The organism is Roseibium sp. LAB1, assembly GCF_054658235.1.
Map to the genome: position 1 here is coordinate 1,287,979 of NZ_BAAGIB010000001.1, position 20,985 is coordinate 1,308,963.

Annotated in this window: 17 protein-coding genes; 7 read left to right on the top strand and 10 right to left on the bottom strand. The window is 60.4% G+C overall.

Annotated features, from left to right (window positions below):
* The first annotated feature begins 268 nt into the window (after positions 1-268).
* The gene (uvrB, locus tag ACYQ54_RS06130) at positions 269-3,199 is read left to right on the top strand and encodes an excinuclease ABC subunit UvrB (protein WP_460080281.1); all 2,931 of its coding nucleotides are present in this window, start codon (positions 269-271) and stop codon (positions 3,197-3,199) included.
* Positions 3,200-3,699: 500 nt separating this feature from the next.
* On the opposite strand, the gene ACYQ54_RS06135 is transcribed toward uvrB, so the two are convergent.
* Positions 3,700-4,146: a hypothetical protein gene (locus tag ACYQ54_RS06135; protein ID WP_460080283.1), complete on the bottom strand. Its 447-nt coding sequence runs from the start codon at positions 4,144-4,146 to the stop codon at positions 3,700-3,702.
* Positions 4,147-4,303: 157 nt separating this feature from the next.
* On the opposite strand from ACYQ54_RS06135, the gene ACYQ54_RS06140 reads away from it, so the two are divergent.
* On the top strand, positions 4,304-4,678 hold the full coding sequence (locus ACYQ54_RS06140; RefSeq protein WP_460080285.1) for a hypothetical protein: 375 nt from the start codon (positions 4,304-4,306) through the stop codon (positions 4,676-4,678).
* Positions 4,679-5,019: 341 nt separating this feature from the next.
* Here ACYQ54_RS06140 and ACYQ54_RS06145 read toward each other — a convergent pair whose 3' ends face one another.
* From ACYQ54_RS06145 to ACYQ54_RS06155, 3 genes are all read right to left on the bottom strand, one after another.
* Entirely contained in the window at positions 5,020-5,193 is a 174-nt protein-coding gene (locus ACYQ54_RS06145) for a hypothetical protein (protein ID WP_460080286.1), read from the bottom strand.
* Positions 5,194-5,602: 409 nt separating this feature from the next.
* On the bottom strand, positions 5,603-6,748 hold the full coding sequence (locus ACYQ54_RS06150) for a caspase family protein (RefSeq protein WP_460080289.1): 1,146 nt from the start codon (positions 6,746-6,748) through the stop codon (positions 5,603-5,605).
* A gap of 227 nt (positions 6,749-6,975) precedes the next feature.
* On the bottom strand, positions 6,976-8,916 hold the full coding sequence (locus ACYQ54_RS06155) for an OmpA family protein (protein WP_460080290.1): 1,941 nt from the start codon (positions 8,914-8,916) through the stop codon (positions 6,976-6,978).
* Between the two features lie 238 nt (positions 8,917-9,154).
* Between ACYQ54_RS06155 and ACYQ54_RS06160 the strand changes: the two genes are divergently transcribed.
* Complete coding sequence (locus ACYQ54_RS06160) at positions 9,155-10,360, top strand: DUF1176 domain-containing protein (protein WP_460080292.1); 1,206 nt, start codon at positions 9,155-9,157, stop codon at positions 10,358-10,360.
* Between the two features lie 137 nt (positions 10,361-10,497).
* On the opposite strand, the gene ACYQ54_RS06165 is transcribed toward ACYQ54_RS06160, so the two are convergent.
* Positions 10,498-10,872, bottom strand: coding sequence for a hypothetical protein (locus ACYQ54_RS06165; RefSeq protein ID WP_460080294.1), 375 nt, complete (start codon positions 10,870-10,872; stop codon positions 10,498-10,500).
* An 86-nt stretch (positions 10,873-10,958) separates the two neighbouring features.
* A complete protein-coding gene (locus ACYQ54_RS06170; RefSeq protein WP_460080295.1) occupies positions 10,959-11,249 on the bottom strand; it encodes a hypothetical protein in 291 nt (96 codons plus the stop codon).
* 267 nt (positions 11,250-11,516) lie between these two features.
* Between ACYQ54_RS06170 and ACYQ54_RS06175 the strand changes: the two genes are divergently transcribed.
* Positions 11,517-12,998 carry a hypothetical protein gene (locus ACYQ54_RS06175; protein WP_460080296.1) on the top strand — a complete coding sequence of 494 codons (1,482 nt, stop codon included), beginning with the start codon at positions 11,517-11,519 and terminating at the stop codon, positions 12,996-12,998.
* Between the two features lie 163 nt (positions 12,999-13,161).
* Entirely contained in the window at positions 13,162-13,764 is a 603-nt protein-coding gene (locus tag ACYQ54_RS06180) for a sugar transferase (RefSeq protein ID WP_460080298.1), read from the top strand.
* Between the two features lie 9 nt (positions 13,765-13,773).
* Here the strand turns inward: ACYQ54_RS06180 and ACYQ54_RS06185 are convergent, their stop codons facing one another.
* From ACYQ54_RS06185 to clpS, 3 genes are all read right to left on the bottom strand, one after another.
* Positions 13,774-14,922, bottom strand: coding sequence for an aminotransferase class V-fold PLP-dependent enzyme (locus ACYQ54_RS06185; RefSeq protein WP_460080300.1), 1,149 nt, complete (start codon positions 14,920-14,922; stop codon positions 13,774-13,776).
* Positions 14,923-15,927, bottom strand: coding sequence for an NAD-dependent epimerase/dehydratase family protein (locus ACYQ54_RS06190; protein ID WP_460080302.1), 1,005 nt, complete (start codon positions 15,925-15,927; stop codon positions 14,923-14,925).
* A gap of 285 nt (positions 15,928-16,212) precedes the next feature.
* Positions 16,213-16,515: an ATP-dependent Clp protease adapter ClpS gene (gene clpS, locus ACYQ54_RS06195; protein ID WP_460080304.1), complete on the bottom strand. Its 303-nt coding sequence runs from the start codon at positions 16,513-16,515 to the stop codon at positions 16,213-16,215.
* Positions 16,516-16,867: 352 nt separating this feature from the next.
* Here clpS and ACYQ54_RS06200 point away from each other — a divergent pair, with 352 nt between their 5' ends.
* Together ACYQ54_RS06200 and ACYQ54_RS06205 are read left to right on the top strand one after the other, a co-directional pair.
* Entirely contained in the window at positions 16,868-17,431 is a 564-nt protein-coding gene (locus tag ACYQ54_RS06200; RefSeq protein ID WP_460080306.1) for a chalcone isomerase family protein, read from the top strand.
* Between the two features lie 23 nt (positions 17,432-17,454).
* On the top strand, positions 17,455-18,753 hold the full coding sequence (locus ACYQ54_RS06205; RefSeq protein WP_460080308.1) for an MFS transporter: 1,299 nt from the start codon (positions 17,455-17,457) through the stop codon (positions 18,751-18,753).
* 60 nt (positions 18,754-18,813) lie between these two features.
* Here the strand turns inward: ACYQ54_RS06205 and ACYQ54_RS06210 are convergent, their stop codons facing one another.
* Positions 18,814-20,958: a putative bifunctional diguanylate cyclase/phosphodiesterase gene (locus ACYQ54_RS06210; RefSeq protein ID WP_460080309.1), complete on the bottom strand. Its 2,145-nt coding sequence runs from the start codon at positions 20,956-20,958 to the stop codon at positions 18,814-18,816.
* Positions 20,959-20,985 lie beyond the last annotated feature (27 nt).

The following is a 20,985-nucleotide window of genomic DNA, read 5'->3' on the forward strand; positions in this document are numbered from 1 at the left end:
CCCTGTCACTCACACATCCGGACAGGGGGAACGCCGGACCGAGACTGGCCATGGCCCCATCGCACGGCCATTATCCAACCTTTCCATCGGCCCGCACCACATGCCCTTCGCGGGCCGATTTTTTTGCCGATCTTCGTCCTGCGACCAACTCCCTTCAACGGACTTCCTGACACCCTTATGTCAGGAGACTGACAGGAAGTGGCAAAAAGCGGAACAAACCCGCAACCACCCCCTTTCCTCGCGCGCGTAACCGAACCATATTGCGCCCATGAGCAAGCGCCCGACCAAATCCTCCTCCGACGATACGACATCTGCTGACGGCTTCGGCGAAGCGCCGCAAAGCCCCTTTTCAGGTGCGCCCCTGTCCGGGTCGATCAGCGACTGGGCAGCCGAGATTTCGCAAGAAGCGGACAAGCCGGAGCCGAAAAAGGCAGCAACGCAGCGCGCTGGTGAGAGAAAAAAGGATCGGGCCGACGACGCGCCCGTACGCAAGTCAGGCCGCAAGACCAGTGCGACCGCGAGCGCGAAAAAGGAAAAGCCGACCAAGTCGTCGCGCGGAACCTCCATCGGCAAGGCAGACAGCGCGCGCGAACGCGCGGCGGGTGGTCTCAACCCGGTGGCCGGTCTCGACATGTCGCTGGAAGAGGCCGAAAGCCTCGAAAAACAGCTCAAGCAGCACCAGAAAGACAACAAGAAGAAGAACAAGGAAAGCAAATACGGCGAATTGACCGGCAACCAGGGTGCCACGGCGACCGTCGAGGCGCTGTCTGCGCTGATCGAAAGCGGCAACCCGCTGCACAAGAACGGCGAGCTTTGGGTGCCGCACCGGCCGGAGCGTCCGGAGAAATCCGAAGGCGGCGTTCCGATCGTGCTGAAATCGGCCTACGAACCCAAGGGTGACCAGCCGACCGCCATTGCCGACCTTGTGGAAGGCATGGAAAACGGTGACCAGACCCAGGTTCTGCTCGGCGTCACCGGCTCGGGCAAGACCTACACCATGGCGCAGGTGATTTCCCGCACCCAGCGCCCGGCGCTGATCCTGGCCCCCAACAAGACGCTGGCGGCCCAGCTCTACGGGGAGTTCAAGTCCTTTTTCCCGGACAACGCGGTCGAGTATTTCGTTTCCTACTACGACTACTACCAGCCGGAAGCCTATGTTCCGCGCACGGACACCTACATCGAAAAGGAAAGCTCGATCAACGAGCAGATCGACCGGATGCGCCACTCCGCGACCCGTTCACTGCTGGAGCGTGACGATGTCATCATCGTCGCCTCCGTGTCCTGTATCTACGGTATCGGCTCGGTCGAAACCTACACCGCCATGACTTTTGCCATCGAGGTTGGCGAGCGCATGGACCAGCGCCAGCTGATCGCCGATCTGGTGGCCCTGCAGTACAAGCGCAACGACGCCGCCTTCCAGCGCGGCACCTTCCGGGTGCGCGGCGACACCATCGAGCTGTTCCCGGCCCACTACGAGGACACGGCGTGGCGCATTTCCATGTTCGGTGACGAGATCGAGTCGATCACCGAATTCGATCCACTCACGGGACAGAAGTCGGGCGAGCTGAAAAGCGTCAAGATCTACGCCAACTCGCACTATGTCACGCCCAAGCCGACGCTCAACCAGGCCATCAAGTCGATCAAGGACGAACTCAAGCACCGGCTTGAGGAGCTGAACCAGCACGGCCGCCTGCTGGAGGCGCAGCGGCTGGAACAGCGCACCATGTTCGATCTGGAAATGCTGGAGGCCACAGGCTCCTGCGCCGGCATCGAGAACTATTCACGCTACCTCACCGGCCGCAAGCCGGGCGAGCCGCCCCCCACCCTGTTCGAATATCTGCCGGACAATGCCATCGTCTTCGCCGACGAAAGCCACGTCACCATTCCGCAGATCGGCGCCATGTACCGGGGCGACTTCCGCCGCAAGGCGACGCTGGCCGAGTATGGCTTCCGCCTGCCGTCGTGCATGGACAACCGTCCGCTGCGCTTTGAGGAATGGAACGCCATGCGGCCGCAGTCCATCGCGGTGTCGGCAACCCCCGGCTCCTGGGAAATGGACCAGTCCGGCGGCGTCTTCGCCGAACAGGTCATCCGCCCCACCGGCTTGATCGATCCGCCGGTGGAAATCCGTCCGGCCACCAGCCAGGTCGACGACCTTCTGGGCGAAGTTCGCGAGGTGGCCCAGAAAGGCTACCGGACGCTGGTGACCACGCTCACCAAGCGCATGGCCGAGGATCTGACGGAATATCTGCACGAGAACGGCGTCCGCGTGCGCTACATGCACTCGGACATCGACACGCTGGAACGCATCGAAATTCTGCGCGACCTGCGCCTGGGTGCCTTTGATGTGCTGGTCGGCATCAACCTATTGCGCGAAGGCCTCGACATTCCCGAGTGCGCGCTGGTCGCGATCCTGGACGCGGACAAGGAAGGCTTCCTGCGCTCCGAGACCTCGCTGATCCAGACCATTGGCCGCGCTGCGCGTAACGTCGACGGCAAGGTGATCCTCTACGCCGACAACATGACCGGTTCCATGGAACGGGCGATTGCCGAAACCAACCGGCGCCGCGAAAAGCAGCTCGCCTACAACGAGGAACACGGCATCACTCCGGAAAGTGTCCGCCGCTCCATCGGCGACATTCTGGAAAGCGTCTACGAGCAGGACCACGTCACCATCGATGCCGGTTTCGCCGAAGAAGGGAACCTCGTCGGCCACAACCTCAAAGCCCATATCGATGACCTGGAAAAGCAGATGCGCGATGCCGCCGCCGATCTCGACTTCGAGACCGCAGCCCGCTTGCGCGACGAGATCAAGCGCCTGCAGGCAACCGAACTGGCCGTCGCCGACGACGCCATGGCCCGCCAGTCCGACGTCGACAGCAAGACCGGCGGCTACAAGGGCGACCGCAAGTTCGGCGCAGGCGGCACCAAGGAAGGCGCCAGCGGCAAGAAGAAACAGACCGCCCGCGACAAGGCCCAGGCAGCCAAAGACAAGAATACCCTACCCGCTCCCAGCGCCAAGGTGCGCAAGAACACCCTCGACGAAATGACCGTCGGCCGCACGGAAGTCCCGCTTGGGTCAGACGATCCGGTCAAACCGCTGGTAAGGGCAAAGATCGGTGCGGGGTCCTATGAGGATCCGGCGGAAGAGAAGCGACGGAAAGGCCGGCCGAAGAAGAGTGGGCGACCGGGGCAGTAGCTATTTTTCCTTTGCTCCGGAACGGCTCGCCGGCCGGGGCTAAGTAGGGCTGGATTGTCTGCATCGCTCCGTTTCATCGTCATTCCATGGCTTGACCATGGGATCCATGCCGATACGCAGGCCTTACCGAGAAGCCTCGATTGTCGAAAAGGCACGGCATGGATTGCAGGGTCGGGCCCTGCAATGACGGTGGAAATATGAGGCTTTCAGGAGACTATCGCCCTCTCCTCCCCGCCGTCATTTCGGACAAGCGCAGCAAAGCTGCGCGCCAATCCGGACCCCAGACGTCCGCGCGAACGCAGCTCACTCATTGGTCCATATTTATGAGAGAATAAGCGCGCTTTCGGCGCAGACTATGTCTGGTTCCCGGATCTTCGGTCGGCGGTGTCTCACCTTTTCGAAATGACGAAAGAGGAAAGACGACATCCGCGTGGATTGTGAGCTGACAGGTACTGAACGGCACCGACGTATCCGCCAGGTGACGACCGGAATGGAAACGGCTACTTCGCCCCTTTCAGGATATCGCCGAAGCTGATGTCGATCAGCACCGAGACATCCTTGAGACCAGCGACATCCGGGCCGTCGAGCCGCATGATGTCGAAGCTGAGAACTTTATTCTGAAGCTGTGGGCGGGAGAGCTCCACAACGAGTTCCACCGGCTCGCCGTCCTCCATGCCTGTAACGGCTGCATTGGGCGGGTCGGACTTGAAACTGTCAGTGACGTCAATCCAGCTGTCGAAAAGATCCTGAAGCGTTTCCGCGTGCACCTCACGGAACGGCCTGTCGGCAAAGAAAACCACCCTGTCGCCGGTTCCTTCCAGGCTGATCCGCCCATTTTCGATCTTTGCGGACGCCGCCTCCAGCACGATCAGGTAGGCGACTCTTTCCGTCGCCGAAACGGGGGCCACCGTGAGAAGCGCAAGCAACAGGAACAGGGCGTATCTCATAACCGGTCTCCGAGGGGTCCGTTGAGCCTCACCCTTAACGTAGTCCCGCGCTGCGATCCACCACAAGCGCCGGAACGGGGAGAGGGAGACCCGGCGTCTTCCCCAACGTGCTTTCGCAGGCTAAGCTTTCCCTAAAGGCACGCTCGGGGGAACAGAGATGCGGGCACTTCTGGCAATAATCGCCGCGATCGTCGGTGCGGTGGTCGGGTTTTTCGGGGCGTTTATCGTTGTCTATCCGATCCTCGTTGCCATTGAGGGCCGGGACATGAACGGCGGTATTGCCATGGGTGTCGGAGTATCCGTCGCCCCGGCTCTGGCCATCATCATGGCCATCTTGTTTCTGGTGCTGACGCTGAAACTGATCCCCGCCAAGGCTGCACCTGAACCCGAGCCTGTTACGGAAAACGATCCGGATGCCGCCTATTTCCAGCCGAAACCCGGTGCCCGCACAGGTCCCGATACGCAGACCATGGTCGCCATTGGTGTTGTAACGCTGATGATCATCGCGGGCGTTGTCTGGCTGACCGGTTGAGAGCATCCCGCTCCGGGCAAGCGTAGTGCGGGACCAGTGTCGCACGTTCGCCGGCAAACGGGTCCCAGGACTTTGCAACGTCCGGGGCGACCGAGGTGGTCGCCCGTTTTGTTAAGGTCCGTGTCGTCATCCCATGGCTTGACCATGGGATCCATGCCGTTACTTGGCCACACCGAGAGGCCTCGTTTCCCGAAAAGGCATGGCATGGATTGCAAGGTTGAGCCCTGCAATGACGGTGGAAGTATGTAGCTGTGAGGAGGTCGAATGCCTCCCCCCACCGTCATTCCGGACATCTGTGCAAGCGCAGCTCGCTCAACGTCCTGCCGGGGGCTGTCCCCCGCTCAGATCCCCTTGAACAAGACGCCGGCGGCCAGCACCACCCAGGAGGCAATCAGGATATAGATCGTCGAAATGCCGATGGCCGGAACGGCCACACCGGCGAGGGGCAGGACGGCGTAGACGAACAGAACCAGGGAAATCAGGAATACCAGCAATGAAGGGGCGGTCAGTCTCATGGGAACCTCTTGAAAAATCTTGTTGTCTTGGTCGTGCCGCCGGTCAGGCAGACGAGGCGTCAACCAAGCCCAGATGCCGAACCGATCCGTTTCCCGGCCGCTCCGGCGCCGCCACATGAGCCGGACCTGTCGGGAATGTCAATGCAGGAAGATCACAGGCGAGTGGCCCCCGAATTTCCGGCTTGTTTCGCTCTACATGACCGGGGTGGTCTGCCCGTAAAGGTCCGTTTCTTCGTCTTCCCATGGCTAGACCAAGGGGGCCACGCCGTGCCGTTGCCAGATTGAAAAGCCTCGTTTGTCGAGAACGCACGGTATGGATTGCAGGGGCAAGCCCTGCAATGACGGAGGAATGAACGTGCGGTGCCGAGTCGAGAATTGGAGGCCTTGCCTGCCGAGAAGACCCAGGCTCTCAGAACACCCAACCGGTCGTGATCCAGGTGATTTCCTGGTCGTTGACGTAGACACCAACCTGGGTGACGGCCTTGGGGTCGTCCGGGTCGGCGTAGAACCACAGGTGGGCGTCGTTGCCGTCCTGAGTCTTGAAATAATAGCCTGAGCCTTCGTTTTCCGCGTTGCGCAGGTCTGCCGGAGAGAACGTCTCGTCGTAGCTGCCGTGGACCAGGATCGCCCCGTCGTGGAGACAGACTTCCAGCAGGGGCTTGCCCTTGTCGTTGACGATCAGGCTCTCGGGGCCGGCCTCGAACTCCATGTAGTCCTCGACATCTTCCAGGGCGATCACCTTGCCGTCTGCCGGACAGACCTCCGGCTCCGGGGCTTTTTCCAGGGGCTGTTCCAGGGTCAGTTGCACATGCACGGACAGCGTGCCCTCGGTGTAGGGGAGCTGTTTGTCGGCCGTCTTCGTACGCACGAAATTGGTAATGTCGATCAGCGCATCACTCAGCTGCACGTTTTCCCTGGCTGTCAGAACGCTGGAGAAGGCTTCCATGAACGGGCTGTTGCTTCCCTCCCCATCATATGCCCGGTGGTTCGGCTGGGCCGAGTAAATCACCATCAGGTCCTGAAGCTGATGGTTGACCCGGGAAAGCCCCTTGGCGGCCGGGTCGAAGATCTTCTCCAGCGAACGGGTGGAGGCGAATGGATTGTCACGGCAGGCATCGACGATCAGCAGCTTGACCCTGGCGCTCTGCGCATAGGCGGCGAGGAATTCTTCCATGCGCACGGCGGTGTTTTCGAAGATCGCCTTGTTTTCCGCACCCGTGTCCGTGGCCAGCAGGTAGTTGACGTTGGCGGCCTGCACCCCATGGCCGGCAAAGAAGATGGCAGCGACTTCCGCGTCTGCCGAGGCCGTCTGGAACTCCCGAAGCGCCTGCCGCAGGCCGTCCGTGTCAGCGTCCAGCACCACCTGGTTGTCAAACCCCAGCGCCTTGAAGGTTCTGCCTGCCAGATCCGCATCGCGGACCGGATTGTCGAGCGGGCTGACGTTGAGATAATGCGAATTGCCGATGATCAGCGCCACCTTTTGGGCAGCACCAGCTGGAGACACCACCATCAGGGACAACATGAGGCTGGTCAGAAAAGCCGGAAGGAACTTCATGGGCGCCGGGCTCCCGTTGCACGAAACGCGTGCCCGCAGAACCGGGCAGATACGCGCAAGTTTAACCGTCGGACCGGCGGAGAACCACCGCTAACGTAAGGTGAACGGACTTTTCGCGTTCCCGGGGGCATGCAAAACGGGCTCCGGCACTGCCGGAGCCCGCTCGTTATCTCCCGCGTTGTTTCCAACGCGGGAGGCCCCACCAAATCAAGGCAGGTCGACTGCCATTACTGATTTCTGACGCTCAACAGCGGGGTGATGTTGCGGATCGTCACGCGGCGGTTGCGCTCTTCCGCGCCTTGCGTGTCGATCTTCAGATAGTCCTCGCCATAGCCCTGAACGACCATGTTTTCCGGCGACACGCCATAGACGTCCGCCAGAATGCGGGCGACGGTTTCCGCCCGGCGGTCAGACAATGCAAGGTTCGAGACATCCGACCCGACCGCATCCGTGTGTCCTTCGATCAGCAGCACCGTTGTCGGATCCTGGTCGATCAGGGCCTGCGACGCGCGGGCGATATCTTCCAGCAGCGGCACCTGACTCTGGCGCACGACGGCACTGCCGGTGTTGAAGGTGATCGTGTCCAGATCCACCCGGCGCACCTTGTCGCGCAGCCGTTCGCTTTCACGAATGTCGCGCAGGGAATAGGCCTGTTCCACCTGCTCCACCGGAGGAGCTGCGAACGTCCGGTAGATCTCGTCATAGTTCGCCCGGCCCGCCGGCACGATGTAGCGGTCACGCGGGATACCAACCCTCAAGGGCGGCAGCTCGCGATCATAGTTCCGGCGGCGATGGTTGTACTCCCGATTGTCGATCAGCACATATTCGCGGCCATCCGGAAGGAGACGCGAACGGTAGAGAACGTATCCCCCCTCGTCGCGGATGGTGATGATCTTCACGCCATTCTGCCGGGTGACAGTTTCGCGCGTCCGGCCGCCACGCAGGCGTTCGGCGTGATATTCGTCATCGCCGTAACGCAGCAGGCTGCTTTCGTCCTTTCGCACGAAATATTCGCCATCGCGCTCGACGATGATCCGGTCACCCTGATCCTCGACCACCTTGCCGCCAAGCGCGGGGATCAGCATCCCGACCCCGACACCTACAGCCGCAGCGCCGAGCAGTTCCAGCCTGCGGTCGCGGGCTTTGTCGCGGCGGCGTTCTTCCTTGGCCTTGATTTCCGCCTGCTGTGCTTCGGTTGCGTCGTCCGAGACGACGGCAGCCGGTTCTTCCGACGGTGCAGCCGACTGGGCCTTGATCGGCTCACCCGGCTCTTCGGTCACGGTTTCATCCGCCGCGGTGGCTTCAACCGGGGCAGCGAGAGGAGCCGCCTCTTCAGACGTCTGCGGCTGGTCCGCGGTTTGTTGGGTTGCGTCAGGTTGTTCTGTGGTGGCTTTTTCCGGCGCCGGCTCTGCGGAAGTGGCGTCAGCCGGTGCGGGTTCCCCGGCGCTCGTCTCGGTGCTTTCCTGGGCAGTGGGTTCTTCTGCGGCAATCGCGTCGGCGGGCTGGTCTTCGGCCGCAGCCTTTGGCGCATCCGCCGTTGATTCCGGGCTTTCCGTAGTGTCCGTCTGTCCGGCCTCCGCATCCGTCTCGGCATCCGCAGGCTGCTCTGCAGCCGGCTGTTCGGAAGACGGTTCAACCGCAGGCTTTTCCGCAGGTGCTGTTTCCTCCACCGGAGCAGCCGGTTTTGCTTCCGGTGCGGTGGTCTCTTCGGCAGTCGCGGGTTTTTCCACCGGAGCTGTTTCCTCGACAGGAGCTGCCGGTTTCTCGGCGGGAGAAGCTTCCTCGACGGGTGCAGCTTCCTCAACTGGGGCTGTCGGCTTTTCCTCGGGCTGTGCTTCCTCGGTCGCGGCTGGTTCCGACGCCTCGGGCTGAACTTCCTGCACTGCCTCTGGTGCGGTCTCTTCAGCCGCTCCCTCGGTCACCGCAGGCTCGGCCGGAGTTTCCGCAGCTGGGGCCTCCTCCGCGGGAGCTTCCTCGGCGGCCCCCTCAGCATCAGCAGGAGCCTCTTCTGCAGGGGCTGCCCCTTCTGTCAGACAGCCCTCCTGGTTCGGATTGGCCGCACAATCCACTATCTTTTCCTGGGCACGCGGAAGCCCGGGCTGCAGCGGCAGGCCGATAGCCAGTACAAGTGCCATGGCCGTTGAATTTCGAAGCAGTGTCGACGTCATTCTTTTCATCCTCTCGCCCCCCGGGCGAACCTCCCCGAACCGGTTACGGTCAGGTGTCCTCACTGGAAAACAAGTGACTTGAGCTTTTGTTCCAACGTCGTTTTCTCAAACATGACAATTCCTTCGCACTGCCACCTGCGATATGCGCATCCGTCTTTCGCTCGATTGACATCCCTTCACGCAGCGGCATTGTGGTGCGGGGGCCGGCGATGGACCGGCACTGTCAGAGGGGGCTGACTTGATCAATCGAATACTTGCCTGCGCGTCATTATCGCTGGTTCTTGCCGGACCGGCCGTCGCACAACAAGACCGGACCGAATTCGGTAAATGGTCGGTGCGCTGTAACGACAAGAATTACTGCATCGCGGAAACCGAAGGTACCGGTTCCAATGACGAACCGTTCCGGCTGAAGGTAGAGCGCAGCGCCAAGCCCGATGCCCAGGTTTTTGTAACCTTGCGGCCCAAAACGCCCCTCGAAACCGGCCTGCGTGCCCGGATCGAGATCGAAGGCGACGAGGACAATGTCGGCTTCTTCGGCAAGGCGGCCAAGGTCTATACGGGCAACGAGATGACCTTCGGCGGTGACGCCGACCGGGACCTGATCGAAAACCTGCGCCTAGGCCAGGACGCATCGATCCAGATCGAATATGGCGGCAGCACCGGCACGATCACCTATTGGGTCTCGCTCAGTGGCATCACCCACGCGCTCTTGAAAATCGATGACGTTCAGGGCCGCATCGGCCGGCAGGATGCCATCGTGGCCTGGGGTGGATTGCCGTCGGAAAAGGCCACCGGCATTGCCGCCGCACCGGTTTCATCACCGGCAGCGACAGATCCGGCTCCAGCTCCAGCTCCTGCTCCTGCCGAAACGGTTGCAGAAGCGCCAGTGGACGATCTGCCACCACCGATCATGCCGTCTGAGGAAACCAACAACAGTGGCATCGACCGCGGCCCGCGCGGTCAGGTGTATTCGGTCAACGAGATCCCGGACGAAATCCAGATGATGGGCTACCGTACGCTGGACTGTCAGCTGGAAGAGACCGTGCCCGCCTTCGGTGCGCAATATTACGCCGAAGGCGATGTCGAGACCTGGGTCGTTCCCTGCCAGATGGCCGACGTCAACGTGCCCTACTACATGGCAACCCATATTCCCTTCAATCCCTCGCTGGACGAATGGCAGGACTTCGAAACGCCTCCGGGCTTCAACCAGCCCAACCATGCGCTGGTCAACAATCTGTTCTTCGACCCGGACAGCGGCCTTGTGACCGGCACTACCTACCATTCACCCAACTACGACTGCGGCACTTTCGAGCGTCACGAATTCGAAGCGGAGAGCGGCAGATACACCTTGATGGAATATCTCGAAAAATCCGACTGCGACGGCATCACGGGCCCGGCAGAGGGCTGGCCCCTGAGCTGGACGATTGACGAGATGGGAGATTGAGGGATCCGGCAGGCGTCTGTTGCTGGCAGACCCGGAAACTGATTGCCATCACGGCCCAACACAGCGCGAGCGGGGCCCACGACATCCGGGCGGACGGCGATTGAAACCGTCCCTGTAAGAGATCCTAGGGCCCCGCCCTACTGACCGTCACCAAACAGACCGTGAAAGACGGCACACTGGATCATCAGGATCCCATTCATGGTCTGGGCATTCATGTCGACGACGATTTCCGCATAGGCCGAGCCGGACCCCATGATGGTTTCGAGCTGGAGCTTGCATTCGGAGATATCGCCGTCTGTCTCGATCGCCAGATTGGTGGTTTCACCGCTGCCGACGGCGAGCTTCAGGGACAGGACCAGCGGGTCCTCGTCAGCATTGTCGGCTTGGGTCACTGCCAGAATATCGCTGCCCGCAATCCTGTAGGTATGAAACACCTGATAGGCGGCTGCCGGAAGGTGGGAAAAAGAAACAAGGACCAGGCCCAACAGGAATGTCTTTATGAAAAGGTGCATGTCTGTCCTCGTGAAAACAGTCTGAAATCCCCGGCATTTCGGCTGAATGCCGAGTTGGCGTCAACTGCAACACGACAGATGCCCAATCAACGCGGCACGGCCGGCAATATGAAAAACAGGGCGATGGCAATCGCAAAAGCTGCCAGCGCCAGCAGGTAGAGCCGTGCAATACGCCGACGCCCAGGCTCGGCCTCTTCTCCGAAACCATTGGAGGTAAACATCCGTTTCCACAGGGCGACGCCTTTGAGGGGAGAAAACGCAGCCTCTTCCAGAAGCTTCAAACGCTTGATGAACAGCAGCGCGCTCACATAACCGGCGATCATAAGGAGAAAAGCCAGCGTCATGAAGGTCATGAAGATCAGATAAGCGGGTGTCATGCCCCTCTCCTTCGCACTTTGGAAGCGTCCCGCAACATGTCTTTGCGGCATGTATTGTCCGTTGCAATCCGGCACAGTTGTTAACCATAGGTGCAAATCCGTTAAAATGCCGGGGATATCTGTCTTTTGAGGGTAACACTTCACACTGTATTCTGCGGCCGGGTTTCCCTGAGTCGTTGAAACCGCCAGCGCTTATGGGTTAATAAAGAGTTAAAGTTTTGCGTATCTTCCGCCGGGCGGCGCCGGCGGGACAGTCAGGAGACAGGAATGGGCATTTTCTCGAAATCCTCGCGCCCCGGCGGTGACCAGGAGCAGCGGGTCGAGACCGGGACAGAGGCAAGCGAAATTCAGGAAACCGTGCAGGCCCCTGAAAAGAGCAATATTGAGCATCTTTCACCGTTCGCCCTGAAAATGCAGGAGAAGATGAACCACCTGGACGGGCTCAAGTCCCGGATAGGCGGTCTCAACCAGACCTTCGAACAGATGGCTGCCTTCGCGGCGGAAAGCCAGACGTCGATCCGCATGATGGCCGAGTACCTCGAAGGCTCCCGGTCATCCGTGGAGACAGAGGTCCGGCTGAAGTCCGAAAACGCCAAGATCTCCACCGACCTTCTGGACGCCGAACACAAGGTCAGGACGCTTACCACCCAGCTGGAAGACGCCCAGGCCGAAGTGCACTCGCTGCGCAAGCGCGCGACCGAAACCCGTACCGCGCTGGAAACCGCCCGTAACGACATCGTCTCCATCCGCGACAACAACAAGAAGGTCAACGAGGAATACCGGCTGCAGAGCGCCAAGCTGGTGGAAGCCAATTCCCAGGTATCCGACCTCACCGGCAAGCTCAACGACCTGAAGGCCAAGTTCGAGACACTGGAAAAACACGCCGAAAGCCTCGGCTCAGATCTGGAGGCAGTGCGCCACCGCGAAAAGGAACTGCAGCAGAACCTGTCCGAAAGCGCCAAGCTGCTGGAAGACGAAGTGCGCAAGAACAACCAGGTCACCAGCGAGCTGGAAGCGGTCAAGCGCGAGGTGGGCGAATTCCGCAACGACAACATCGACCTCAAGTCTCATCTGGACGTTGCCAACCAGGAACTGGTCTACGCCAAGAACCGGCTTGAGGAAGAACAGCGCAAGCACGACAATGAGGTCTATGCGCTGAACGCGGAAATCGAGAACCTCTCGTCCCAGCGCCGCATCGGCGCCCAGTCGTTGCAGGAAATGGCGCGCGAAAACTCCACACTGAAGGAACGCAGCCGCGATCTTCTCAAGCGCATGCAGGAAATTGAACACCTGCTCGACAGCGCGCAGAAGAACCACGAAAAAGACCGCAACGAGTTGATGGCGACCACCGCCAAGCTGCGTGAACTGAACCTGCGCTACAACTCGGCCCTGACGGACCTGAACCACCAGCGCAACCAGAACCAGAAATATGCCGACAACCTGGAAGACCTGATTGAAGAGAACAAGCGCCTGCAGCGCTACAAGATCCAGGTCGATACGGCCAACGAGCAGATTGTCCAGCTGAAGTCGGTCATCGTGAACTACCAGATGGCGATGGAAGGCCGTGGCCCGGCAGAAGAACTCGGACTTACGGAAGGCTACGACCCGGCCGCAGAACTTGGGATCACCGAGCCGTTGTCAGCCGAATTCGAACCGGCAGACGTCGATACCGATGCGTCTGACGACGACGGTCCGGACGACACCACACCTGGCGGCAGCGACGACAAGATCGTCAAGCTGCGCGACTGACATGCGGCGATGCCGGATGTTTGTCTCCCGGCTGCAGCTCTCTTGAAGAGACAAGACCCCGGCTTCTGAAGTCCGGGGTCTCGTTTTTCAATGACTGTTTTCCCAAACGGCACCAGACAGGCCGGGCATGATCCGGCTGCTCCCTCCGCGCACTGACGATTTGATGACCAGGGTAATTGCCGCCTTTCTCCTGATCCTGCTGTCGCCGCTCCTGGCCGGCATTGCCATTCTTGTCTGGCTTGCCGACCGGAAGGCACCGGTTTTCATCGCCCGGCGAACCGGCCTGGGCGGTAGTACCTTCGCCATGATGAAGTTCCGAACCATGCGCCCCGGCACAAGCCATGCCGGCGCGATCACGGAGGTAGGCGACAACCGCATCACCCCCATCGGCAAGTTCCTGAGAAACACCAAGCTGGACGAGCTGCCACAACTCCTGAACATCCTGCAGGGAGACATGGCGTTTTTCGGACCAAGGCCGGAAGACCCCGGCATTGTCGCCCGTTTCTACGACGACGACATGCGGAGGTCCCTTCACTTCCTGCCGGGCCTGATCAGCCCGGGCACCCTGTGGGCTCTGACCAACCTGCGGCGGATCGAAGGCGCGGCAGATGCCGAGGCGGTATATGCGCGGGAAATCCTGCCCGAACGGCTAGCACGCGACACGGCCTATTTCGAGGAGGCCGGCTACCTGTCCCATGTTCAGCTTGCAATGAAGACAATGGCCGTTCTGCTCAAACGAACCGTATCCGCCGACAACCGCGAGTAAGGGGTTGTTTCAGCCCAGTTCCGCTGTCAGGAATTCACAGATCCTGGCCGCATCGCCTGTGCTCAGGTCCATGTGTACCGGCAGACGCACCAGCCGTTCCCAGGACTGTTCGGCACCAGGGCAACTGCCCGCCAGGTTCTGGCCTGCGAACCTGGAAAGATGCAACGGCTTGTAGTGCGATTGCATGCCGAGCCCCAGGCTCGCAGAGCCTCGCAGCAGACGGTTCGCCGTTTCCCGATCCCCTGCGAGGAAGGCAAAGGAATAGCCGTTGGCCCGTGTCCCGTCCACCGGCCGCAGGATCTCGATCGGCAATCCGCGCAGGGATTTCTCGTAATAGGCCCAGACCGCACGGCTTTTCAGGAGAATTTCCCTTGTATGCGCCAGCTGGCTGTACAGCAGGGCCGCATTCAGGTCCGGCATCTCGAAACTGGACGAGACGGACGTCCATTCATAGTGGTTCACTTCCCGCCGGGCGAAAGCGGGAAAATTCGTGCCGCGCGCCAGCAGCTCTTCAACGCGCTCGCGCAGGAGGGGATTGTCGCTGTTCAACACCAGTGCGCCACCGTGACCCGCACTGATGATCTTGGTTTCGTGAAAGGAATAAGCGGCAAAGAGACCACTGGTCCCAACGGCGCGGCCATCCTGCTTCGCGCCAAAGGCTTGGGCGGCATCCTCGATGATGACGATGCCGCGCCGCTCGCACAGCTCCCTGATCCCGGCCATTAGCGCCGCCGCTCCGCCATAATGCACCACGACCACGGCCCGGGTCCGGCTGGTCAGCCGCGCTTCCAGCGTTTCCGGTGTCACCATCATCGTTGCCGGATTTATGTCGGCCAGCACAATCTGCGCGCCTTTGCGGGCAAAGGCGGTGGCGGTTGCGCAGAAGGTGAACGAGGGAACGATGACCTCGTCGTCCGGCCCGATGTCCAGCGCCAATGCCGCGATCTCCAGTGCGGAGGTGCAGGAATTGGTGAGGAACACGTGGTCATGGCCGACATGCTGGCTCACGAGCGCCTTCGCCTTCCGGCAATAGCTGCCGCCGGCGCGCAGGTGCTTGCTGCTCAGTGCCGTTGCGACTGCATCATATGTGGCGGGCGGAATATGGGTTGAATGAAATCGGATCGGCTGAGGTGCCGCCGCGGTCGGCAGATTCAGCATCTAGAACCTTTCCTCGTCGGCGAAACGGCGGACGCGGGCACGCATTTCCCGAAAGATCGCACGCAGTTCCTGATCGACAGAGCTCTTCTGGCGGTATCCGAGAGAGCGCAACCGGCTGTCGTCAATCCTGTAGGCCGCATCGTTCGTCTCGCGGTCCCGGATAAAATGCAGGCCGGTGGCGATGCCCGTAATACCGGAAACCCGCCGTGCAACTTCCAGCACCGACAAGTCCTCTTCTCCGGAAACGTTGAAGATCTCGAGCGGTTTTTCGTCCTGTGTGTTGAGCAGGAGACAGATTGCGGCGGCCAGATCGCCGACAGGCAGAAAGCTGCGTTCCTGGGTGCCGGTGCCTTCGACCGTCAGCCGCTGTCCTTTCAGTGCCTGCATGATGAAGCGCGGAAACAGTTTTTCCGGGTTCTGTCCTGTGCCGACGGCATTGGTCGGGCGCAGGATCGTCGACCTGAGACCACTCTGCGCCGCCAACATGACGGCTTCCTCGGCCATGGCCTTGGATGTCGCGTAGGGGGTTGTCGGCCGCATGGGAGCGGTTTCACGCGTCTCATCCATCACGGGGCCGTAGACCTCGTCAGTACTGATGTGAATGAAATGCTTCACACCGGCGTCCTGCGCTCCCTGCAAGAGCGTTTCAGTGCCGGTGACATTGACGTCGAAGAAAAGCTCCGGGTTGGTGAAGGACCGGGGCACATGGGTCTCGGCCGCCAGATGAACAACGGCATCGCATTCATGCATCGCCGCAGCAACATCGATTGGCGAGCGGATATCGCCGCGAATAACCGGCAGGTCCCCCGCCTCGCCCTGGGGCGCGAGACGCCGGAAATCAGCCGCGTAGGAGACCCTGTCCAGGATTACCACCTCGGCGACATTCGCCATGCGGGCGATACGCTTGAATACCTTCGACCCGATAAAACCCAGGCCACCGGTCACAACAATCTTGCGAAAGGAAATGTTCTGTTTCGGAGCAACCGTCTTTGAACAATGTTCCATATTGGCACAAATCCCGATAAATGCAGCATTTGAGTGCATAAACAGCAGATATCGTGCCAGTCGCCTGCCGGCAGGTTGCCGCGGGACCATGGATTTCAGCCTGCCCGGATGGCGACCCGTCGGCTGCATTTGCCGGAAACGATAAACGCTCCGGCGTGTCTGACTTCAAAAGAATCGAGCAATTTCAGATACTTGTCGAAAAAGGAAAGTCTTCGTTCGAGCGACGGCATAAGGCCGACCCTTGTCGTGTCGAAATGCTAGTTGAAGGGTCCACCACGCGTGGGCTCATTCCGGCTCAACGGTGAACTGCAGCGGATAACCAAGCTGAACCGCAGCATCAATGGCTCGCGTTGCCTTGGTTTCCGCGACGTCCCTGGGATAGACGGAAACAACGCAAATCCCCTTCTGGTGCGCGGTCATCATCACGACTTCCGCCTGGGATGCGTCCAGACGGAACTCCGCCTTCAGGATCAGGACAACGAATTCCCGAGGCGTATAGTCATCGTTCAGAAGCATCACCTTGTAGAGCTTTGGCCGCTGTACCTTGGTCTTCTGCTTCAACTTCGGTTTGAATTCGATCTCACTCATGACAATCGTCCAAGCTGACGCCTCAGGGTCCGCACGATGCGGTCTCACCAGGGGATTGGAAACTGTGCCGGACAAATCCTCCGGCTGCATGTTGCCAGCCCTGCTCCGCACCCGATGCCATCATATCCAATGACGCAGCGTCCGCAGCCGGCCCATGCTTTCCACCACTATACTGCATCGCGAAATCGAAGAAAACATGACAGCCGGAAAACTTGCCGTCCCGTTGCAAAAAAACGCCTCGCGGGAAGCTGGCTCCTGCGGAGAGCTTTTGGCCGCAACTAATCCGGCTGCGCCGTTTCCTCGTAGATCCATTCAGGCTGGGCTCATGAAAAGATCTTTGGAGGAGTGTTCGATGTTTCCTCAAATGAAGACACACACGTTTCGGCGTCGGGGGGTTGCCGTTGCGGTGCTCCTGGCATTGATTGTCGCAATACCCGGCGGCTCTGCCCTGGCCGACCTTGGCTCGGCGGCAAGGCTGTTGCCATCCGCCGAACTGGTTGGCAAGGGCCGGATGACCTTTCTCGGTTTCAAGGTGTTCGACGCGGAACTCTACGCCCCTCAGGGAAACTACAGACCGTCGGCCCCTTTTGCCTTGAAGCTCACTTATCTGCGCACCTTCAAGGGCAAGCAGATTGCCGAAAGCTCGGTCAAGGAGATCCGGCGGCAGGGAGGCGTTTCGGACGCTCAGCTCGCAAAGTGGCAGGCCCAGATGGAGGCCCTGTTTCCGAATGTGACCTCCGGCCAGTCGATCACGGGTGTGCGCACCAACAGTGGTCAGGCCGAGTTCTATCTCGGCAACCAAAAGCTCGGAACGATCGCCGATCCGGCCTTCACCAGGAAATTCTTCGCGATCTGGCTGGGCAACAACACACGTGACCCTCAATTACGCGCAAAGCTGGTCGGGTCCGGTTCGTGACGGCACAACTGTCGGCTGGTGATATGCCACAGCAGTGCGAGACCGGTGATGCCGGAAGCGTAACGTTCTCCGGCCTTGCCGCTTATGGAATAATGGCTTTTCCGCTGGCTTTCGCCGGTCTGCCGATCTACCTGCACGCCCCGGACTTTTATGCCGTGACACTGCAGCAACCGGTGGCAACGCTTGGAACCATTCTCCTGGCCTTGCGCCTGCTGGATGCCATTCAGGACCCTTTTATCGGCAGTCTCAGCGACCGGTTCCACCGTTGGCGCAGCGCCGTCCTTGCTTTCGGGGCGTTTCTGCTCGGTGCTGGCTTCTGGATGCTGTTTCATCCAAGCAAAGACGCCCCGCTCGTCTGGTTCGCCGCCTCCGTCCTTATCTGCACCACCGGCTTTTCAGTCGTGACGATCAACTACCAGACACTTGGTGGGCTCTGGAAAACAAGAGCATCTGACAGGACGCCGATCACGGCAACGCGCGAAGGTTTCGGGCTTGCCGGTCTGCTCGTTGCATCCGTTCTGCCAACCGCCCTGGCAACAAGCATCGGCATCGAAACGTCCTTCTTCTATGTAACGCTCGGATATCTGCCACTACTGGCTGTCGCCCTATGGCTGCTGTTGCGCTGGATGCGGTCGGCGCCGCTTGAAACGCCGCAAACAGACAGGCCGGTGATGGGGTGGCGGTCCCTATTGCGGGACAGATGGCGGCGCCTGTTCTTCGGCCTTGTATTTCTCAACATTTTCGCCAGTGCCATCCCGGCCGTGCTTGTGCTGTTCTTCATCCGCGACCGGCTCGGCGGCGAAAGCTATGCGGGTCTGTTTTTGCTCGTCTATTTCCTCTCCGGCGTGATCTCCATGCCGCTCTGGACACGTGTTGCCCGCCGCTTCGGCAAGATCCGGGCCTGGCAGGTGTCGCTTGCAGGTGCCATCCTCACCTTCTGCTGGGCGGCGCTGCTTCAGCAGGGCGATCTGACGGCCTATGCCTTTGTCTGCGCCCTGTCCGGCCTGGCGCTCGGAGCCGACCTTGCCCTGCCGCCCGCCATCCTGGCCGACCACATCGACGCGGACCGGCGCCAGAGTGAAGCCTCGCGTCTGTTCGCGATCATGGCATTTCTGTCCAAGTCCGGACTTGCGCTTGCCACCGGGCTCACGTTGCCGCTCCTGGGCCTGTTCGGATACCAGCCCGGCACAGTCCTTACCGCGCAGCTCGGCTTTCTTCTCAGCCTCACCTATGCGGGCGTACCGTGCCTCATCAAACTGAGCGCTCTTTTGGGCCTTGTCGCATTTGAAAAGGATTTGACGACGGAAAAGCCCGCTGGTTGACGTGCCTGGAAAAATCCAAACGCTGCCGTCGGCAACGCTCCGCTCCCCCCTGTGGCGGCCTCATCCGCCTGCGCCAATAGGCACACGGAGGGAGGCAAGATCGCCGTCTTCGTCAGAAGCTTCGCTTTCAGACGGTCCTTTGCTGTACGGCGTTTCTGATGGATGGCGAGGATGGCTCTGCACGGGGCCACCGTGCTGAATGAGACGATGGACCTGAGACGGCCGCCCCAGGAAGAAACCCTGGCCTTCGTCGCAGCCTTCCTGCTGCAGGATTTCCATCTGCTCTTCCGTCTCTATCCCCTCCGCAAGGACCGGAATATCCAGGCTCTTTCCCAGCGCAAGCACGGCACGCACGATCGCCTTTGACTGCCGATCCTGCTCCATTTCCCCGACAAACGCCTTGTCGAGCTTGATCTTGTCGAACGGGAAAGTCCGCAAGGTTTCCAGCGAGGAATAGCCGGTGCCGAAATCATCCAGGGCAAGACCGACGCCCAGGTCCTTGATCTGGCGCATGATGTGGAGCGAACGGGCCTTGTCTTTCACAAGGGCAGTTTCCGTCAATTCAAGTTCCAGGCGGTGCGGCGAAAGTCCGGTTTTCACCAGGGCCTCGTGCACAAGCCGTGGCAGGTTGGTGTCCATGAACTGCACGGCGGAGACGTTCACCGCGACCCGGTAGGCCGGTTCCCAGCGCGACGCGTCCTCGCAGGCCTTGTTGAGCACCCATGCGCCGAGGGATGCGATCAGGCCGTTTTCTTCGGCGATCGGAATGAACTCGGCAGGCGAAATCGGGCCGAGCACAGGATGGGTCCACCGCAGCAGCGCCTCGTACCCCCGAATGCCCTGACTGGCATTCAGCGACATCTGCACCTGATAGTGGATCTCGAGTTCGCCCCGTTCCAGCGCCCGTCTCAGGTCTTCCGCAAGTTGCCGCCGATTGCGAACCGTTGCACCGATATTGGCATCGTAAAAACAGATTGTCTCAAGAAACGCATGCTTGGCGTGATACATGGCAAGGTCGGCATTGTTGACCAGTTCGTCCGGCGTCCGGGCGTCGTCAGGCCAGATCGCCGCCCCGAGGCTTGCTCCGACGATGCCGTCCATGACGCCGATCTCGATCGGACGGCTGAACACACCTTCGATCCGTTTCGCGAAGGCCAGGATTTCATCCTTGTCGATGAACGGCTTGATCGCCGCGAACTCGTCGCCGCCAAGACGGGCGATAAATTCATCCTCACGCAGGATCTGCTCCATCCGCCGGGCCAGTATGCGCAGAACCTCGTCGCCTGCGGCGTGGCCGAAAGTGTCGTTGATCTCCTTGAAGCGGTTCAGGTCGATCCCGATCACCGCCAGCTTTTTGCCGGCATTGAAATAACCTTCCAGATTTCTCGCAAGCTGTCTCTGGAAACTCGTCCGGTTTGGCAGGCCCGTGAGCGCATCATGCGCGGCAACATGATGAAGCTGCCGCTTGGATATCGCCCGTACATTGTTGTCGATCAGAAAACTCGTCAGCCCCGTGCCGACAACCAGGAGCGCAACAACGGCAATCGCCAGCGCAAGCGCGAGAGCTGCCCCGCTATCGACCTCCGTAAAGTTCTGGGACATCGGAATGATCCGAAACGCGGTCATGCCGGTGAAATGCAGGCTCACGATCCCCGTCACCATGAGGGCAACCGAAACCCAGTACCGTCGTGACCCCAGATAGCTGCGCCAGATCAGTGTGACCGCGACAGCGGAAAAGACAACAGAAAGCAGGACGGACGCGACGATGTAACCGAACTGCCACTCGACAAGACCGACGATACGGTAGGCGAACATTCCGGTGTAATGCATCGCCGCAAAGGAAATACCGGCAAGAGCACCGCCAACACCGGTCAGGATCTTTCCGGCTCCAAGTCCACTGACGACAAAACTGACAAACAGTCCGACGATTGCGATCACCAGCGAAATGAGCGTCAAGGCCGGGTCGAACGACACGGGTGCCTCCGGTTCAAACGCCAGCATCGCGACGAAATGTGTTGTCCAGACCCCACCGCCACCGGCAACCGCGGCCAGAAACTGCCAGCCGAGGCGCTGCGTGCCCTGCGCACGCACACCGCGCCGCAAGAGCCGCAATGTAACCGCCGACCCGAACAGGCAAACGAGAGCGGCGAGCCCCACAAGCGCGATATTGTGCTGATAAACGATACAGCCAAGCACATTAAACATGGTCGGGATGATCCGTATAAATGCGTA

Coding starts and splice junctions, on each gene's coding strand:
- uvrB (WP_460080281.1), top strand. CDS start 269: ATGAGCAAGCGCCCGACCAAATCCTCCTCCGACGATACGACATCTGCT.
- ACYQ54_RS06135 (WP_460080283.1), bottom strand. CDS start 4,146: ATGAGATACGCCCTGTTCCTGTTGCTTGCGCTTCTCACGGTGGCCCCC.
- ACYQ54_RS06140 (WP_460080285.1), top strand. CDS start 4,304: ATGCGGGCACTTCTGGCAATAATCGCCGCGATCGTCGGTGCGGTGGTC.
- ACYQ54_RS06145 (WP_460080286.1), bottom strand. CDS start 5,193: ATGAGACTGACCGCCCCTTCATTGCTGGTATTCCTGATTTCCCTGGTT.
- ACYQ54_RS06150 (WP_460080289.1), bottom strand. CDS start 6,748: ATGAAGTTCCTTCCGGCTTTTCTGACCAGCCTCATGTTGTCCCTGATG.
- ACYQ54_RS06155 (WP_460080290.1), bottom strand. CDS start 8,916: ATGACGTCGACACTGCTTCGAAATTCAACGGCCATGGCACTTGTACTG.
- ACYQ54_RS06165 (WP_460080294.1), bottom strand. CDS start 10,872: ATGCACCTTTTCATAAAGACATTCCTGTTGGGCCTGGTCCTTGTTTCT.
- ACYQ54_RS06170 (WP_460080295.1), bottom strand. CDS start 11,249: ATGACACCCGCTTATCTGATCTTCATGACCTTCATGACGCTGGCTTTT.
- ACYQ54_RS06175 (WP_460080296.1), top strand. CDS start 11,517: ATGGGCATTTTCTCGAAATCCTCGCGCCCCGGCGGTGACCAGGAGCAG.
- ACYQ54_RS06180 (WP_460080298.1), top strand. CDS start 13,162: ATGACCAGGGTAATTGCCGCCTTTCTCCTGATCCTGCTGTCGCCGCTC.
- ACYQ54_RS06185 (WP_460080300.1), bottom strand. CDS start 14,922: ATGCTGAATCTGCCGACCGCGGCGGCACCTCAGCCGATCCGATTTCAT.
- ACYQ54_RS06190 (WP_460080302.1), bottom strand. CDS start 15,927: ATGGAACATTGTTCAAAGACGGTTGCTCCGAAACAGAACATTTCCTTT.
- clpS (WP_460080304.1), bottom strand. CDS start 16,515: ATGAGTGAGATCGAATTCAAACCGAAGTTGAAGCAGAAGACCAAGGTA.
- ACYQ54_RS06200 (WP_460080306.1), top strand. CDS start 16,868: ATGTTTCCTCAAATGAAGACACACACGTTTCGGCGTCGGGGGGTTGCC.
- ACYQ54_RS06205 (WP_460080308.1), top strand. CDS start 17,455: ATGCCACAGCAGTGCGAGACCGGTGATGCCGGAAGCGTAACGTTCTCC.
- ACYQ54_RS06210 (WP_460080309.1), bottom strand. CDS start 20,958: ATGTTTAATGTGCTTGGCTGTATCGTTTATCAGCACAATATCGCGCTT.